General features: G+C 46.7%; 12 protein-coding genes and 2 pseudogenes. 5 read left to right on the plus strand and 9 right to left on the minus strand.

Annotated elements, in window-relative coordinates:
• Window positions 1–320 precede the first annotated feature (320 nt).
• The 6 genes from CRG97_RS16730 to CRG97_RS16755 all read right to left on the minus strand — a co-directional run bounded on the left by CRG97_RS16730 (window position 321) and on the right by CRG97_RS16755 (window position 5,151).
• Window positions 321–1,238, minus strand: a complete 918-nt coding sequence (locus CRG97_RS16730; protein ID WP_098745297.1) for a GNAT family N-acetyltransferase — start codon at window positions 1,236–1,238, stop codon at window positions 321–323.
• Between the two features lie 66 nt (window positions 1,239–1,304).
• On the minus strand, window positions 1,305–2,420 hold the full coding sequence (locus CRG97_RS16735; protein WP_098745300.1) for a hypothetical protein: 1,116 nt from the start codon (window positions 2,418–2,420) through the stop codon (window positions 1,305–1,307).
• Between the two features lie 246 nt (window positions 2,421–2,666).
• The gene (locus CRG97_RS16740) at window positions 2,667–2,963 is read right to left on the minus strand and encodes a putative quinol monooxygenase (protein ID WP_098745303.1); all 297 of its coding nucleotides are present in this window, start codon (window positions 2,961–2,963) and stop codon (window positions 2,667–2,669) included.
• Window positions 2,964–2,973: 10 nt separating this feature from the next.
• Window positions 2,974–3,612, minus strand: coding sequence for a nitroreductase family protein (locus tag CRG97_RS16745; RefSeq protein ID WP_098745306.1), 639 nt, complete (start codon window positions 3,610–3,612; stop codon window positions 2,974–2,976).
• A gap of 27 nt (window positions 3,613–3,639) precedes the next feature.
• Complete coding sequence (locus CRG97_RS16750) at window positions 3,640–4,041, minus strand: MarR family winged helix-turn-helix transcriptional regulator (RefSeq protein WP_237566503.1); 402 nt, start codon at window positions 4,039–4,041, stop codon at window positions 3,640–3,642.
• A gap of 423 nt (window positions 4,042–4,464) precedes the next feature.
• Complete coding sequence (locus CRG97_RS16755) at window positions 4,465–5,151, minus strand: endonuclease/exonuclease/phosphatase family protein (protein WP_161952947.1); 687 nt, start codon at window positions 5,149–5,151, stop codon at window positions 4,465–4,467.
• Between the two features lie 443 nt (window positions 5,152–5,594).
• Here CRG97_RS16755 and CRG97_RS16760 point away from each other — a divergent pair.
• Both CRG97_RS16760 and CRG97_RS16765 read left to right on the plus strand, forming a co-directional pair.
• A pseudogene (locus CRG97_RS16760) lies at window positions 5,595–6,150 on the plus strand (sigma-70 family RNA polymerase sigma factor).
• Complete coding sequence (locus CRG97_RS16765) at window positions 6,140–6,643, plus strand: DUF3600 domain-containing protein (protein WP_098745314.1); 504 nt, start codon at window positions 6,140–6,142, stop codon at window positions 6,641–6,643. The pseudogene CRG97_RS16760 and the gene CRG97_RS16765 overlap by 11 nt, the downstream one beginning before the upstream one ends.
• A 215-nt stretch (window positions 6,644–6,858) precedes the next feature.
• Here CRG97_RS16765 and CRG97_RS16770 read toward each other — a convergent pair.
• Window positions 6,859–7,242 (minus strand): annotated as a pseudogene (locus CRG97_RS16770) (DNA alkylation repair protein); the annotation flags it as partial.
• Between the two features lie 390 nt (window positions 7,243–7,632).
• Between CRG97_RS16770 and CRG97_RS16775 the strand changes: the two are divergent.
• The gene (locus tag CRG97_RS16775) at window positions 7,633–8,790 is read left to right on the plus strand and encodes a lyase family protein (protein WP_098745319.1); all 1,158 of its coding nucleotides are present in this window, start codon (window positions 7,633–7,635) and stop codon (window positions 8,788–8,790) included.
• 310 nt (window positions 8,791–9,100) lie between these two features.
• Here CRG97_RS16775 and rpoN read toward each other — a convergent pair whose 3' ends face one another.
• Together rpoN and pruA are read right to left on the minus strand one after the other, a co-directional pair.
• Window positions 9,101–10,411 (minus strand): RNA polymerase factor sigma-54, encoded by a 1,311-nt coding sequence (rpoN, locus tag CRG97_RS16780; protein WP_237566456.1) that lies wholly within the window; start codon window positions 10,409–10,411, stop codon window positions 9,101–9,103.
• Between the two features lie 142 nt (window positions 10,412–10,553).
• A complete protein-coding gene (gene pruA, locus CRG97_RS16785) occupies window positions 10,554–12,101 on the minus strand; it encodes an L-glutamate gamma-semialdehyde dehydrogenase (protein WP_098745324.1) in 1,548 nt (515 codons plus the stop codon).
• 191 nt (window positions 12,102–12,292) lie between these two features.
• On the opposite strand from pruA, the gene CRG97_RS16790 reads away from it, so the two are divergent.
• Window positions 12,293–13,213 carry a proline dehydrogenase family protein gene (locus tag CRG97_RS16790; protein ID WP_098745327.1) on the plus strand — a complete coding sequence of 307 codons (921 nt, stop codon included), beginning with the start codon at window positions 12,293–12,295 and terminating at the stop codon, window positions 13,211–13,213.
• Between the two features lie 85 nt (window positions 13,214–13,298).
• Window positions 13,299–15,038 (plus strand): sigma-54 interaction domain-containing protein, encoded by a 1,740-nt coding sequence (locus CRG97_RS16795; RefSeq protein WP_098745329.1) that lies wholly within the window; start codon window positions 13,299–13,301, stop codon window positions 15,036–15,038.
• Window positions 15,039–15,355: the final 317 nt, after the last annotated feature.

Genomic DNA, 15,355 nt, shown 5'->3' on the forward strand with positions numbered 1-15,355 from the left:
ATGACCTTGTATCCTCCCATACATTAATTGTTAAGCTGGTCTCTGTCAATTGAGTTGGATGGCTCTCCGACTAAGCCAATCAAATATGAATCTATTGGGCCGTGGCGAACTTGCGAGTGATGTTCCTATAGGTGATATGCCTTTTTTAACCGTAAACTGCTTGATAAAGTAAGTGTCATACTCAAATCGGTAGCGCGCGCAATTTCATCAAGCTTCATACCGGTATGAGTTAAAAGATCACAGGCAACTTTCAAACGAAGTGAAAGCAAATAACCCATTTCTGTATGTCCGCATCTTTCCTGAAACTGTTTATTAAGAGTTCATGAGAATGACTTACACCATACAAACATATTTCCAAGTTCTTGAAAGCCAACCCTCGTGTAGACGCGCATCGCGTCATCCGGTTCACGTTCAAGCGTCCACATTCCCCCATGATTAATGTAGAGCTTACTGACGCCGACTTCTTTCAAGCGGCGCATACACTCGTATAAGAGGTTTGTCGCCAATCCCCTTCTTCGATGCGTGGGAGCCGTTCCGAACGGTTCGATAATCGCGATGTTGTTCTCGCTGTCGAGCCAGATATTTGCAAAGCCGACGACTGTATTCGCCTCGTCTAGTATAACCAAGTCGAAATCCTGACTGTACGTTGGACAGGACATCAAACGGCGGTAAATATTCATATCCGGCGCAGTCAATCCAGCTGAACCGCTCATGATCATAACTTTTTGCTCAATATTACCCGTCTTAATCGGACAAACCTTGAACCCCTCGGGAAAATGAGGCTCGTGATTCGCAGTTTCCAAATCGATTACCCCGGAATACATGTACCATGTATGCTGCTCGTATCCCCTTGCCTTCAGCGTCTCTACTCGGGGATGATCCTCGACATACCCCCAAATATAAACTTCCAGTCCACTCCGATCTTCAAGCGACAGACCGCAGTAGTGTCTTTCAACCCAGGCGAACATTTCATCTTCCAGGTGAACGTATTCAGGCCCGGTAAAACAATAAACAATTCGATAATGCCCCGGCCAGATCGCGCCGATGATCGTTCCGTCTTCGATTTCGCAGATTGTCAGACTCTGAAGGATCTTATCACCGCCGAAGGCGCGGTTGTAGTCAAAATCTCCAAGACTCGGGTAAAACCGGCGCTTCGGGTCGGCAAACTTTTGGGTGATCACCTTGCGAAGCGCCATGTAATCGCTCTCATCCCTATATGGCCGAAATTGTACTGTCACGTCTATACACTCTCCGTTTCTCACTTCTGGACACCTATAATCGTGACCCGTGTTATCGACATGTACTCATACTCTGTTTATATAAAATGATTCGAATTCAGTGACAGAGTCGAACTGGTTCAATGATACACCTTCTGTTCTAAGATGATTCTCTAATTTTTCTATAAGCTGTAAAACTGCTATTCGCAACGGTTCGAGATCTTTGGGATCCAGCAACGCAGTGAGATCTGGATACCCGAAGCGATGATAAAATTCCCGATACTCGCCCAAATTGAAAATGCCAGGCCAGTGTCCTTTTTCGGTTGCGTACAGTATACGAGCCAATCCATCTTGAACACCTATAGCAACGAAAAACGCGGTTTCATAGTGACCTTTTTCGCAAGCGGTTAGGAGTTTGTTAAGCATTCCTCTTTCCTCTTCGTAGTATCCCTTCATCCAATCTTGGTATGAACGTAATCCTTTGAGCTTGTTTCTTCGTTCTGAAATTAGATTAAGTGTGTCTAAAGTCAGTTTCTCGCAAGCAGACTTGATTTCATCTTTAGAATGGCTAAACATTATGGTGTCAAGGTAAAGATCCAGTTGTTCTGGCTTCATTGGTAGATTTCTGACTTGCTCACGATAATGTCCCCAACTACGTGTATAGTATCTTTGGTTTATCAATGCAAGAGATCTAAAAATGTGAGCGGAAATTTCTTGTGCCTGTGTTCGACAAAAGGACAAATCCATGGAGTCTCCGGCAAGTCGGAACTTCATCAAGCTAGTAAAACAATCACGCACTACAACTTCTGCTCTGTTGACCAATGTTAGTGTGTTGAATGGCTCCTCCATGGAAGATATGGTCTCGCGAAGTTTCATGAATTTCGCTAGATCTTCTTCTGAACGGACATACAATAGTTCACACTCCGCAATAATGGTCGTGCTCCAATCTTCAGATGTTGCCATTCTTTCAGCACGATCCCAGCAGATAGGCCAGAAATCAAAACTAATACCGTCGATTATAAACTGTAATTCCACTTGTTTTCCTCTAGGAGAGGCCGGTATGAAGAAAAAGTCTAAATCCGATCGCTCAGTCGCCCTACCCTGTAAATATGACCCGTAATATCCGACAATCGCAACATCTTGGGGGTAATGGGTCTTAATATGTTTGACCATGATATCAGCTACGGCAAAAACATTAACCATCAAATAACCTCCTTGTTTCATACGTCCTCTTTGACTACGCATTGGGGATACTAATCATGGCATATGTTGTTCGTATCGCTCATTCTAGTGGCTGTACTTCAAGTTTAGGTTGTTATCCAGTAAGTGTAAAAGGAAAAGATAATTATAAACAAACCGTCCGGTTATAGGAATATCTCTTCGATCATAACTGGCGCAAAAAAAGGTCAATCCTCAGGGATCGACCTTTTTTTGACTTTAGATCTTTAATTATTTTCTAATAGGCTGACCTGTAAAAGCTTGAACCTGTAACGGAGCTGTCAAGTATTTTGGAGCATTAGCTACGAACGCCTGAAAATGGCTGCTTGCATTGTGAGCCCCTACTGCTTCTTCATCTTTCCATTGTTCAACCATCAAATATGTGCCATCCTGATCTGTATCCTTCAGGAGTTTATACGACACATTCCCTGCCTCCGCGCGGGATGACGCAATAAGTTCTTGTATGGACTCCAGAAATTCTGCTTCTACTTCACGGTTTACTTTCATTTCTGCATGAATAATAATCATAGTCATAACCTCACTTCCACTCCGCAATGCGGTCAATAGGCAGACGAGTTGTTCTACGTGCCTCTTTAGCAGCTTTACCTACAGATATGAGCATAACCGGTACATAACGTTCCTTTTCCATACCAAATGCTTCCGCAATTCGGGATTTGTCATATCCGCCAATCGGGTTTGTATCATATCCACGGGCACGAGCAGAAAGCATGAGCTGCATGGATACCAAGCCGCTATCAATAAGAATCATTTCGCGAAAAGCTTGTGCTGGTATACGTGCAAAAAGATCAGTATAGTTAGCCATCAGTTGATCTTTAATCTCTTGCGGCAAATAGCCTCTTTCCACAGCAGTACCCATAATTTCGTCAGCATTATCAAATGCGTTCATATCTCCGAAAACGGCAATGACTGCAGAGGAAGTTGTAACTTGTGTTTTGTTACCTGGTGCAAGCTCTTCAAGCGTCGCTTTACCTTCTGGGCTATCAACGACAAGAAATCTCCAAGGCTGAAGATTAACGGAAGATGGTGCCAAAGTTGCTTCTTCCAAAATCTCAGTCATTTCCTCACGGCTGATTTTGACCGCTGGATCGTACACACGCACAGAGCGACGAGAAGTAATTAATTCTTTATAATTATTGTTTAGGGATGTTACAGTCATGATATTCTCTCCTTTAATCTCTATAAGTTAATTGGTCTTACTAGATTCTTTCATCTGTTGAATCTGGCTGTTCAGCTTCTGCAGCACTTGAACAAACGCAAGTCGTTCTGATTCCGTGAGCTCTGCCTGCAGTTCCTCCATAAATCGATCTTTCTCCGCTTTAAACATCGCTACTTTTCTCTTGCCTTCTTCGGTTAGCTGAACTAACGTAATCCGGTTATCGCTCTCACATCTAGTTCGCAGAAGTATTCCTTCCGCTTCCAACTGCTGAACATGACGGGTCACCGCAGCAGGATCAATAGACACTGCCTTCTGCAGATCCGATTGGCTAATTTCGCCACCCGTCAGTTTGCATAGGAGTTCGAGCCGATTGGGACTAACTCCAGCACATCGTTCAAACCGGGTCGCTATATGCTTGTTTAAATGCATTAGCAAGTACAGCAGGTCTTCTGTATGACATGTAGAGATGATAAATACCTCCTTCAATTCATTGACTCGTCAATAATTGATGGGTCAATCATATATCTTTATTTACAGAAAATCAAGTCCCCTTGCAGAAAATAAGACCGACTAAGATTCCGTTCAGGGAACTTCATCGGTCTATTCAGTAATTTTAATTACTAGATGGCATCGTCCAACGAGCATTTTTCCTATGATTCGCTACCTGCATTGTCCAGCCCCAAGCAGTCCCTTTTCTATTTCCGATACAACCTTCTATACATGGATGAGGTTCATTTCTTCGTGGATAAAACACAAAGTCTTTATGACAGATCATCCCAATTTCTTTGTTGCATGGATTTATAAAATCGTCTGGCGATTACCGCCCCTTATATTCTCCATAAAGATCATATGTTACTGCCAGCGAAGTTCTGCAATGACCGGATAATGATCCGAAGCGTCGTAAGGAATAACCCTGGCTGTGGCCAGTTCTGTCGGCATGTTTACAAAGATGTGATCGATCTCCTTACCATTTTCCATGGTAGGCAGGTTGTTCTGAAGCGTGACTTTTTTCCATCGGGAGTTCAACCGTTTCATGAAAGGATCGTCCATCTCCATATTAAAGTCCCCGGCCAGGATCGTCGGTTGTTCCAGTTTCTCTAAAACACTCCAAAGAATTGGATTCTGTTTTATCCGTTCCCTCATATGTACCCCCAAATGCGTATTTACTACTGTAACCACGTCTTCATTAATTTGCAGTTTTACCATTAAGATGCTTCTTCTCTCTTTAGACCCGCCAATATACTGAATTTCTTTTGAAATTATCGGATAGCGGCTTAAAATAGCGTTTCCATATTGAAAGATAATGAGATTAACGCTAGGAGAGAAACAAGCCTGCATCCCGAGCAGTTTAGCCAGCCTTTTCAGCTGATCTCGAAAGCCGCTTCGGGGCATAAAACGGTCCACCCCTTGCAATGCAACAATATCCGGTTGGGCTTTTGTGATCACTTCCGCTATGCGGCTCAAACTTGCTTTCCCATCTAATCCTTTTCCGTGCCGTATGCTGTAGGACATCACTTTCAGATTGATGTTGTTATCCATATGAATCACCTTTTCCATTTTATCTATCTAACATTAGTGAAAGTTAATGATCAGATGAAGCGATGAAATCTAACAGCATGCTTAGCCCTGGAACCCTTTGTTATTTTTTCACAAAAGGTCAATATTCATAAGTCCCAATTAATGTTAATAACGCTTTATATGAACTACCATCCTTTACCTTAAATAAGATCAAACTTTGAGTTGAGTTACATTCCTGAAACCAAGCTCGTCCATGACCTCCTTCGCCGGAATACCTGTTAATCTCATTTTAATTGCCTATAATTTCACTTCTAGGAGGTTAATTAATCCTGATATAAAACATGGCTGATACACCGAAGAAGTTCCTATAATGGCGGGTATCGTCAAAAAAGTTTATTCGCTTACTGAACCTTTTGCGCGAAGGGAGCGAATTAAGGGTTGTAACATGTTCAGGAGGGGCCCCCATGAATGATAAAGAGTTACTTGCCTGGCTTGAAAAAGCGACGCTTGGCGACGAGTCGGCCTTTCAGCTTGTCTATCAGGCGACACACCAAGACGTCTATCGAACGGTTGCTTTTCTCGTCTATAACAAACAAGACATTGAGGATATCGTGAATGAAGTTTATATGCGCATGTAGCGGTCGATTCACAAGTACGACCCGAACCGGCCGTTCCGGTTTTGGTTGCACGGAATCACGGTCCGTCTTGTCCAGGATTGGAAAAGAAAGGCCTGGCGCCGACTTCGCATCTTTGAACGTAACCGCCAGATGATTTGCGAACAGTTTGACTGGACGGACATTGCAAACTGAATTGCAACATGAGCTGTTCAACCTTGTCCGTCAGTTGTCGTACAAACTACGTGTGGTCGTCATCCTTCGCTATTTTCACGACTATACTCTGGAAGAAATCGCAGACATTCTGCAGATCCCCGTTGGCACAGTGAAATCCAGGCATCATCTGGCAATGAAAGAACTCCGGAAACGATTCGAAATGACGGGAGGAGACGCGTATGTCCATTGACAAGGAATTGCGTGAAGAGCTTCGCCAGGTGGCCAATTCGATGCACTGCCCACCCGATTTGTATGGACGTGTAAGGCAGTCCTATCAACACTATGTTAACGAAAAGAGAGGTGGATCTCACATGAAAAAACGCATGCTCGCAGGTATTATCGCAGTAGCAATCCTGATTCCGTCTGCTGTATTTTCTTCTTCCTATCTAGCCGATGAAATATTCGGAACTGTTGAAGACATTGAACAACACGGCGTATCACCTGAAGAGTATCAAGAGATTGAGGGAATGCTGCAAGCCGCAAAAGGCAAGCTCACGGAAGACGAATTCAAGGAGTGTATGGAGCTGACCAAGCAGGTGGTGCAATTAAAGCTGAAGATGACCGATGAAAAAGGAGTCAGTCATGAGGAGATGCTGACCCAAGAAGAACAGCAGCAGTTTGAGCAACTTGCCTCCAAGCTGGCCCCGTACTTCGAGAAGATTAACGGAACCGCCAAGACGTAAGAAATGAAGCAGGGACCCGTCCGATGTTGGATGGGGTCCCTTTTTCACACCGACTCTACCGCGCCCTCCAGACCCTCGCATTTTGTACGTATCGCTTTAAGGCTTAACTTCACCGTATAAGGTCTCTTCTAAATCATTTGCCATTAACACAATGTCAGGGGCATCATTATTTCTGTCTCCAACCATTGCATCCAGATGTCCCTGCTAAAGTCCGCCTACACTCCTTGCTCCACTTGACGGGATAACTCCAATGCATGTTCATCCTTTGATTTTATTAAAGTTCTTAATCCATGTTTAATGATTTTAGGGTTAGTACCATGATTATCTGATATATGCTTCTGTATCCATGTGAGGACTGCTTCGGGGTTATCTTTTGTTAAATCATTAATATGGTTGGCTACTGACTTTTGAACATAGCGAGAGCTATCACACATTAATTTTTCTAGCAAACTCAAATTATTTTGTACATCATTTTTTAATGGAGGAATCTTTTTAGCCCATGGTAGCCGTGGTCGCGTTCCTTCACTTACTAATCTTCTAACATGTGAGTTAGGGTCCTTTATCCAATTTTGAAAATAAGTCATGCAGCGGTCGCTATAAGGTATATACACACTCATTATGACTCCCTACTCTCTCACTTCTTCTTCATAAGTAGATTGATTTTAACATACGTACAGAATGTATGTAAATAATCTTCCAAATTTCTTTTCTAAGTTCCAATAAGAACTTTCTGGAAACATCGAGACCAACATTACAAGGGGAGCAACGATATCTTTAGCGCCTAAACTATGGAAAAATCACCACTAGTCACGGTATTCTACGTCTCTGACTTCTTCAGCCAAAGATTAACGTTTCAGAGAAGGACTCGTCTTGATGAATGAATTGTTCATCCAAAGAGCCCATATCTCGGAAAATCCCATCTTGATGGCACGAAAATTGCGTGTATCCCCATAAGGAAATGACGACACAACATTTTCGAAAGGGATGAGATGATGATGTTAAGAATTGAGCGGGATAAGAACGGAGAGGTCAACGTGCCCTCCCATGCATACTACGGCGTGGAGACGATGCGCGCTGCCGGAGAATATCCCACTGTGAACGCTCGCGTCCATAGCGAATTTATTAAGGCTTTGGCTTCCGTCAAAAGTGCAGCCGTACGTGCAGGCATAGATCAAAGCATCGTGCCGGAGCGAATCGGAAATCTCATTATGAAGGCGACGGATGAAATCATGGATGGAAAGCATTCGGAGCAATTTATTACAGATTATATCCATGGTTCTTCAAGCAATATCCTGAATGTGAATATGAACGAGGTGCTTGCCAACCGGGCACTGGAGCTGATGCTTGAGGATAAAGGAAACTATGCGGTGGTTGATCCAGACATTCACGTGAACGGCCCTCATACAGCCGATTGGATCATTTTGACTACGCTAAATGTCGCCGCCCATCAACTTTCGCACAAGTTAATCACAGCCATCGAGGGATTAAAGTATCGATTATGGATGGCAAAAGAACTTCTCGAGGGACAACGTCCGGCCGATTCCGCGGATTCTGTTATGATGGTGTCGACACGACTGATCCGTTCTTTCAGGGAATCCGCGAAGCAGCTGCAGCTCGATGCGACGCCGCTCACGGAAGCCGCCTCCCGATTAAAGAGAATCCGTATCGATTCCGCACCGGATGCTGCCATGCCCCATTCATATTGCGAATTAACGGAGAGAACCGTCTCTTACTTAAGACAGATTACCCGTACTGATTATTTTGCAGCAAGTCACTACCAAGATTCTACTTCCGGCAGCAAAAGCGCCTATGCAGACCTTTCATCGGTTCTGAAAACATTGGCTGTTAATCTGTTCAAGCTATGCTGCGATATTCGGAACGCCTTTATGAGTGAGCAGGATATGAATCCGCCGAACCGCATTTACTATGAATCGGCCGGATTTTTGCATCAGATCTGTATGCAGGTTATTGGATATGACCATATCATCAACCTCGCAGAGGAAGCCGGGATGCCTGATGACGACACCGTTCCTCCGGTAATCCTCTACCATTTAATGGAGTCGCTTGACATTATGATGAAGGGAATCGGATCGTTTGCAAGTTCGCTGACACGAGAGCAGAATGATGCCGATACAACAGCCGACTGAAGGAAAATGACGCACCCCTCAGGAGGATTGAAAATCAAATGGAAGGCTACCCATTAGTTGAGTAGCCTTCCTTCCACACCACCGTACGTAAGTTCGGTATACGGCGGTTCAATCGCTTAAGTGCAACTTACGCAGGCGCTCGTACCGCGCAGGAAAGTCATAGTATCCTGCCTATAAGAGCTTTTCGTTTGTAATCGAACGCTGTAATATCGCGCATACGGCTATACGCGGACTTTCATCTCCAAGTTATCGCCCATGCTGGGCGCACCCAAGAAAGGGTGTCTCGGAAAGCTATCCGAGACACCCTTTTCTATCTACGCTTGCGGAACGAGGAGGGCATAATCTGCATTTGTTCCCGATACTTCGCAACCGTTCTTCGAGACAGCCGGATTCCCTCCGCTCGCAGCATATCCGCCATATGCTGGTCCGAATAGGGAATGTTTTTATTTTCGGCGTCGATAAGCTCCTTGATTCGGGCTTTAACACTCCGGGAGGATACACCGCTACCGCCCGTCGTCGATAGTCTAGCGGAGAAAAAATATTTCAGAGGGAGCACACCATGCGGCGTAAGTACGAATTTACCGTTCACCGCCCGGCTAACGGTCGATTCATGTAGATCCAGTTTGGTGGATATCGTATTCATCTTCATCGGTGCAATTCCCTTGATTCCTTCAACCAGAAACTGTCGCTGCTCCTCCATAATGGCATTGACAACCCTCATCATTGTCCGGTTCCTCTTCTCCAAGCTCCGAACCAGCCAACGGGCAGATCGGACGCAGCTGCTCAAATACGAAGTGGCTTCGGCTGATCCCCGCAACTTAACCCATTCTCGGGAGGAGTTGTTAATGGAGAGCTTGGGGAGATTTTCCGGATGGATCGAAACTATGAAGCCACCCTCATAGTTTTCGACGATCGCATCCGGAACGATATACTCTGGCTCTAACGAGGCATACGCCAGCCCCGGACGAGGATTCAATCCGCGAATATATTCCGATGCCGTCCTTGCCGTCTCCATGGGTATGTTCAAAGCCATTGCGATCTTCTCCAGCTTCCCGTATGCCAGCTCCGACATATACCGTTCTGCGACTTCATAGGCATACGGAACGGCCGCCGGATCTCTAATAATCTGCAACAGCAGGCATTCCCGCAAATCTCTGCAGCCGACACCGGCAGGCTCTAACGATTGCAATGCCTCATGCGCGGTCCGAATAAGCTCTTCTGATACGCCAAGCTTCCGTCTGATTTCGGTGATCGGGATATCCAGATATCCGTCATCACTTAGATTCCCCGCCATAAATGCCGCAATTCGGTATACCTCCCTTGGCAGGGGGAGCATACGCAGTTGGCTCCTAAGCCTTGACTCCAACGTGTCCTGCGACTGCCTTGCGTTCCCTAATGGATCCATCTCGTACCCATTGCTGATTGTGGCCCTGCTCCTGTAGCCATAAGCGTCGTAATCCCGTCTGAATTCGAGTTCAAGGACCGGGTTTTCAGCTTCCTGCTCCTGTAAATACCGGATCAGGTCTTCGGCAGACATGGTTAATATATGAATCGATTGCTTCAGTTCAGGAGTTATTGCCAGCTTCGTGCTTTGGTCTTGCACTAATTGATAGCCCAGCAACAGATTCTCCTCCTCCCGCAGGCTCTCTTCAATGAATATACTGTTCCCTCTTGACTATACTCAAAAACATTCGAAATGAACATCATGATTTCGTGTCTAATATTTTAGACTATATATGTTGAGCGATCTGATGTTCATCCTGTTAGAAGCGCTCAGCTACCAGCTTTGCCTGCGTAAACAACAGCAAATAATCCCGACCGCCGGCTTTTGAATCCGTGCCTGACATATTAAATCCGCCGAAAGGATGCGTTCCGACCAAGGCGCCAGTGCATTTGCGATTGAAATACAGATTGCCAACGAAAAGTTCGCGTCTTGCCTTCTCCAGATTCGGCCCGCTACGAGAAATGACGGCACCGGTCAAGCCATAATCCGTATTGTTGGCATACGCCACCGCCTCATCAAAGGTTTGCGCCTTCGTGAATGTAACTACCGGACCGAATATTTCTTCCCGCGAAATCCGGGCATTCGGGTCTACATCCGCGAAAATCGTCGGTTCGATGAAGAATCCGTTCGGATCTCCTGTGCCGCCACCAAGGACCAAGCGTCCTTCCTGTTTTCCGATTTCGATATACTCCTGAATTTTGTGGTATGCCTTTTCATCAATAACAGGACCTACATCGGTTGCGGCGGCTGCCGGGACACCCATTACCAGCTGACTTGCCTGCTCCACTACACGTTGCAGCACGATGTCGTAGACTTTCTCATGGACGATAGCCCTGGAACAAGCCGAACACTTCTGCCCGGAGAAACCGAAGGCGGACAGCGTTATGGCGTCCACCGCCAGATCGAGGTCTGCATCCTGATCAACGATGATCGCATCTTTGCCGCCCATTTCCGCAATGACACGTTTGATCCATTTTTGCCCAGGTTGCGTCTTGGCCGCCCGTTCATTGATGCGGAGTCCAACATCGCGGGAGCCTGTAAAGCTGACGAAACGGGTCAGTGGGTGGTCAACAAGGTAATCGCCGACCTCTCCACCCGGTCCAGGAACGAAGTTGACGACGCCTGACGGCAACCCCACCTCTTCGAGCAGTGCCATAAATTTGGCAGCGATGACAGGTGTTGGACTGGCCGGTTTAAGGACGACGGTATTCCCGGATACAACGGCAGCCATCGTCATGCCTGCCATAATGGCCAATGGAAAGTTCCATGGCGGAATGATGACACCGACGCCTAAAGGCAGATAATACAGCTCATTCTCTTCTTCCTGGCTAACCGTTAATGGCTGCGGCTGGCTAAGCCGCTGTATCTCGCGTCCATAGAACTCCAGGAAATCGATCGCCTCCGCCGTTTCAACATCCGCTTCTACCCGGGTCTTCCCTGCCTCAAATGTCATCAAGGCGGAAAATTCATGTCTGCGCCGGCGCAAAATAGCTGCTGCCCGGAATAAATAACGTGCACGCTCATTCGGATCAGTCCGCTTCCAAGTCTCAAAGGCAGCTGCAGCCGCCTGCATTGCCTGCTCCGCATATTGTACATTCGCCTGAGATACGATACCGACCACCTGAGCTTTATTCGCAGGGTTAATGGAGACGGCTTTGTGCTCAGTCATGATGCGCTCACCTCCGATGATTAACGCATACTCTTTGCCAAGTCCTGCTTCCGTCTGCTCAAGTACGCGGTCATATTCCGCATTGTTACGCTCATCCTTAAAGTTAACAAACGACTCGTTCCTGAATTCAGTTCTCATAATTATTACCCACCCTTTTTCGTGTGATTTGGCTGGAAGCGTCAAACCCTATTCCACCGGTCCTCTTGGATAATAAGCAATTATCGTGCCAACTGTGCTTGTTTCTTTCGTCTGGAACGATTTTTGCTTGCAGTTTAACCTGGTAAAGATTCATTGCACGAGCAATGACAGCCTGAAAGGAGAAATCAACCGTGGATAGTACTGAACTCTATCGAAAAGTATTATTATCAGTTTCCGGCAATAAACTGGTCGAGAATCTTGCCCTTCGGTACGGCCGTAAATTAGCAGCTAAATTCATTGCAGGTAACAGCTTGGAGGAAGCGTTGGATGAAATTGAGAGGTTGAACGAGAAAGGGATCATCGTCACATTGGATCATCTGGGGGAGGGAATCACACAGTTATCGGAAGCTGCAGGCTACAGAGAGGAATATATACGCTTAATTTATGGGATCGCCATGCGGAAGGTGAACTCCAACGTATCGCTGAAGCCAACGCAGATGGGCTTGGCCATTGATCCGGAAGCATGCTATAGCAACATTCGGGACATCGTCATCCAGGCTGAACAAGATAACAATTTCGTACGGATTGATATGGAGGATTCCCCCTTTACACAAGCGACAATCGATATCGTTCTTCGCCTTCACGGGGAGGGATTAACCAATGTCGGGACTGTGATTCAAGCCTACTTGCTGCGTTCACGAGAAGATGTGAAGCGATTGATTGAAGCTGGTGTAAACCTCCGTCTCGTAAAAGGAGCGTACAAGGAGCCGGCATCCGTTGCCTATCAGCAAATGAGCGAAGTCATCGATAACTTCAAAGCCCTCATTCAAATGCACCTTGACCAAGGCGTGTATACCGCCATTGCCTCGCATGATGATCGCATCATCGATTGGGTCAAGGGATATGCTCTTAAGAACGGCATCCCGAACGATGCCTACGAATTCCAGATGTTGTACGGCCTGCGAATGAACGACCAGGCGCAATTGGCGAAGGAAGGCTACCGAATCCGCTGCTATATGCCTTACGGCAGCATGTGGTACCCGTACTACACCCGACGGCTGGCAGAAAAGCCTGCTAATCTATGGATGGTCGTCAAAAATATGTTCAAATGATTTACACTGGAAAACAGGCCCGGTATAATGGCCCTAATACAAGATTGTAAGCATTTACATTTCCCATAAAATAGGGGGCAATCGAATGAAGCATCAATTGCCGGTCGTGGAGCATTTCATCCGCACGGACTGCATAATTGTAGATCTGACCGACCTTGTAGCCATCCGGGGTGCGCGGATGGCTGCCGAGTTTACCCCTGTTTTTGTCAGGGATGAGTCCGGTCAATATGCACTGCTGCCTGTATCGGCCGCCGAAACCATTCTGAATGTTCAAGATATCTTGATCAACGTCAAGACGGTAAACACAGATGATCCGTTAACGAAAGTCTCTGCTGCCTTCAACTCTTGTTCATTGGCGATCGTTCTTAACGACGGCAAGGCTCTCGGTTACCTTTCCGCACAGGATGTTATGGATGCGGTGGTGCAGGCTCACCGGGTGCTGGAGGCTTATTTTGCAACAACGCTGGATACCTTGGACCCGGACGTTGCCATTACGCTGATTGACGAGGAAGGATGTGTAGCCGTCTGGACATCAGGTGCGGAGCATATATTCTCCATTCCGAAAGACGATATCATCGGCAAGCCTGCTTCGGATTTCTTTCCCGTCGATCGTCTGCAGTCTCTTCGCACGCTCGAAACCGGCCAGCCCGCCCATAAAATGCAGCATCGGCCGCGGCACGACCTGTTCGTCCTAATTAATTCGAATCCGGTTACTCTCGAGGATCGGATTATTGGCGCCGTTGCGGCGGAATCAGACCTGACCACCCAAATGCGGCTGCATCAAGAGCTGCTGCAGATGACAAGCAAGGTCCATCATCTTCAGAAAGAAGTGGCCCTGCTGAACCCTGCGGCAGACCCATTTCAGCATATCAAGGGAACGAGCCGCGCGATTAAACACAGTATCGAAACAATCAAGAAGATCAGTTCGACGAAAGCGACGGTGCTTATCCTGGGTGAGAGCGGTACCGGAAAAGAATTATTCGCGAAGGCGATCCACGAGTCCCGCGAGTCGATGAACGCCCCCTTCATTGCAATCAATTGCGGAGCCATACCAGCCGCACTGTTCGAGAGCGAATTATTTGGCTACGAACGGGGCGCTTTCTCAGGTGCAGACCCGAAAGGGAAGAAAGGAAAGATCGAACTGGCCCGCGGCGGCACCCTATTCCTTGACGAGATCGGGGAAATGCCTCTTGATCTTCAGGTCAAGCTGCTGCGCGTGCTCCAAGAGCGGAGTTACTTCCCGGTCGGCGGCACGAAGTTGCTGCAGGCCGACTGCCGGATTATCGCGGCCACAAACCGTGATTTGAAGCGGATGATTGATGACGGCAGCTTTCGCGAGGACCTATATTACCGGCTAAACGTCGTAACGTTGGAGGTTCCCCCCTTACGCGACCGCAAAGAAGATATTTACGAGCTGACACAGTCCTTTCTTCACGAATTCTCGCTCGTTTATGGCCGCCATATTCATTCGTTTACGCCGGAGGTATTCGAGGATTTGCTTCATTACGATTGGCCTGGCAACATCCGCGAGCTGCGCAACACCATTGAGCGCCTCGTCATCTTCTCTACCGAAGGAGAGATTCGGCGCGAATATTTGCCAGACCATATTTATTCCGGCGATAAGAGTCCGCAGCCGGGAGAGGATGTTGGTCCAAGTACCGGACCCATCAACGGTGCTACTTACCAGGCTAGGCTTGACGAATACGAGCGGAACCTAATGCGTGAGGCGCTTGAAGCGGTCAACGGGAACAAGTACACGCTGGCTAAGCAGCTCGGCATTTCTCGGGCTACGCTCTACAATAAGCTCAAACGGCTGAAACTGTGAAATTAGCTTGGATGGACGATGTCTAATATTTTGGACACTTCAATTTTGAATGTCTAAAATTGCATACATAATGGAATTATCAGCCAATTATGAATCATACACGCTTGTACTCTTGCTTTTCTTGCTGACTTCCATCGTATTGATCTTGAAAAAGGTAGATTGGCGTGTTGAGAAGTAGGAGAAGTTCTGTCCCTGTGACTCGTTAAGTCAATGAAAGGTTGCCCATCCTTCCTATTGCGGTTATAAGGGGCTGTTCATTATTTTCCAAAAACGAGAGGCAGCTGATCGTTTGATCAGCCGCCTCTTTATCATGGTTC

It is taken from the genome of Paenibacillus sp. EZ-K15 (genome assembly GCF_002573715.1).
Lineage (GTDB): Bacteria > Bacillota > Bacilli > Paenibacillales > Paenibacillaceae > Paenibacillus_AQ.

Bases quoted from the DNA above. Each gene is read 5' to 3' on its own strand.
- CRG97_RS16735 (WP_098745300.1), bottom strand. From the start codon at position 2,420: ATGGTTAATGTTTTTGCCGTAGCTGATATCATGGTCAAACATATTAAG.
- CRG97_RS16740 (WP_098745303.1), bottom strand. From the start codon at position 2,963: ATGATTATTATTCATGCAGAAATGAAAGTAAACCGTGAAGTAGAAGCA.
- CRG97_RS16745 (WP_098745306.1), bottom strand. From the start codon at position 3,612: ATGACTGTAACATCCCTAAACAATAATTATAAAGAATTAATTACTTCT.
- CRG97_RS16750 (WP_237566503.1), bottom strand. From the start codon at position 4,041: ATGCATTTAAACAAGCATATAGCGACCCGGTTTGAACGATGTGCTGGA.
- CRG97_RS16755 (WP_161952947.1), bottom strand. From the start codon at position 5,151: ATGGATAACAACATCAATCTGAAAGTGATGTCCTACAGCATACGGCAC.
- CRG97_RS16765 (WP_098745314.1), top strand. From the start codon at position 6,140: ATGTCCATTGACAAGGAATTGCGTGAAGAGCTTCGCCAGGTGGCCAAT.
- CRG97_RS16775 (WP_098745319.1), top strand. From the start codon at position 7,633: ATGATGATGTTAAGAATTGAGCGGGATAAGAACGGAGAGGTCAACGTG.
- pruA (WP_098745324.1), bottom strand. From the start codon at position 12,101: ATGAGAACTGAATTCAGGAACGAGTCGTTTGTTAACTTTAAGGATGAG.
- CRG97_RS16795 (WP_098745329.1), top strand. From the start codon at position 13,299: ATGAAGCATCAATTGCCGGTCGTGGAGCATTTCATCCGCACGGACTGC.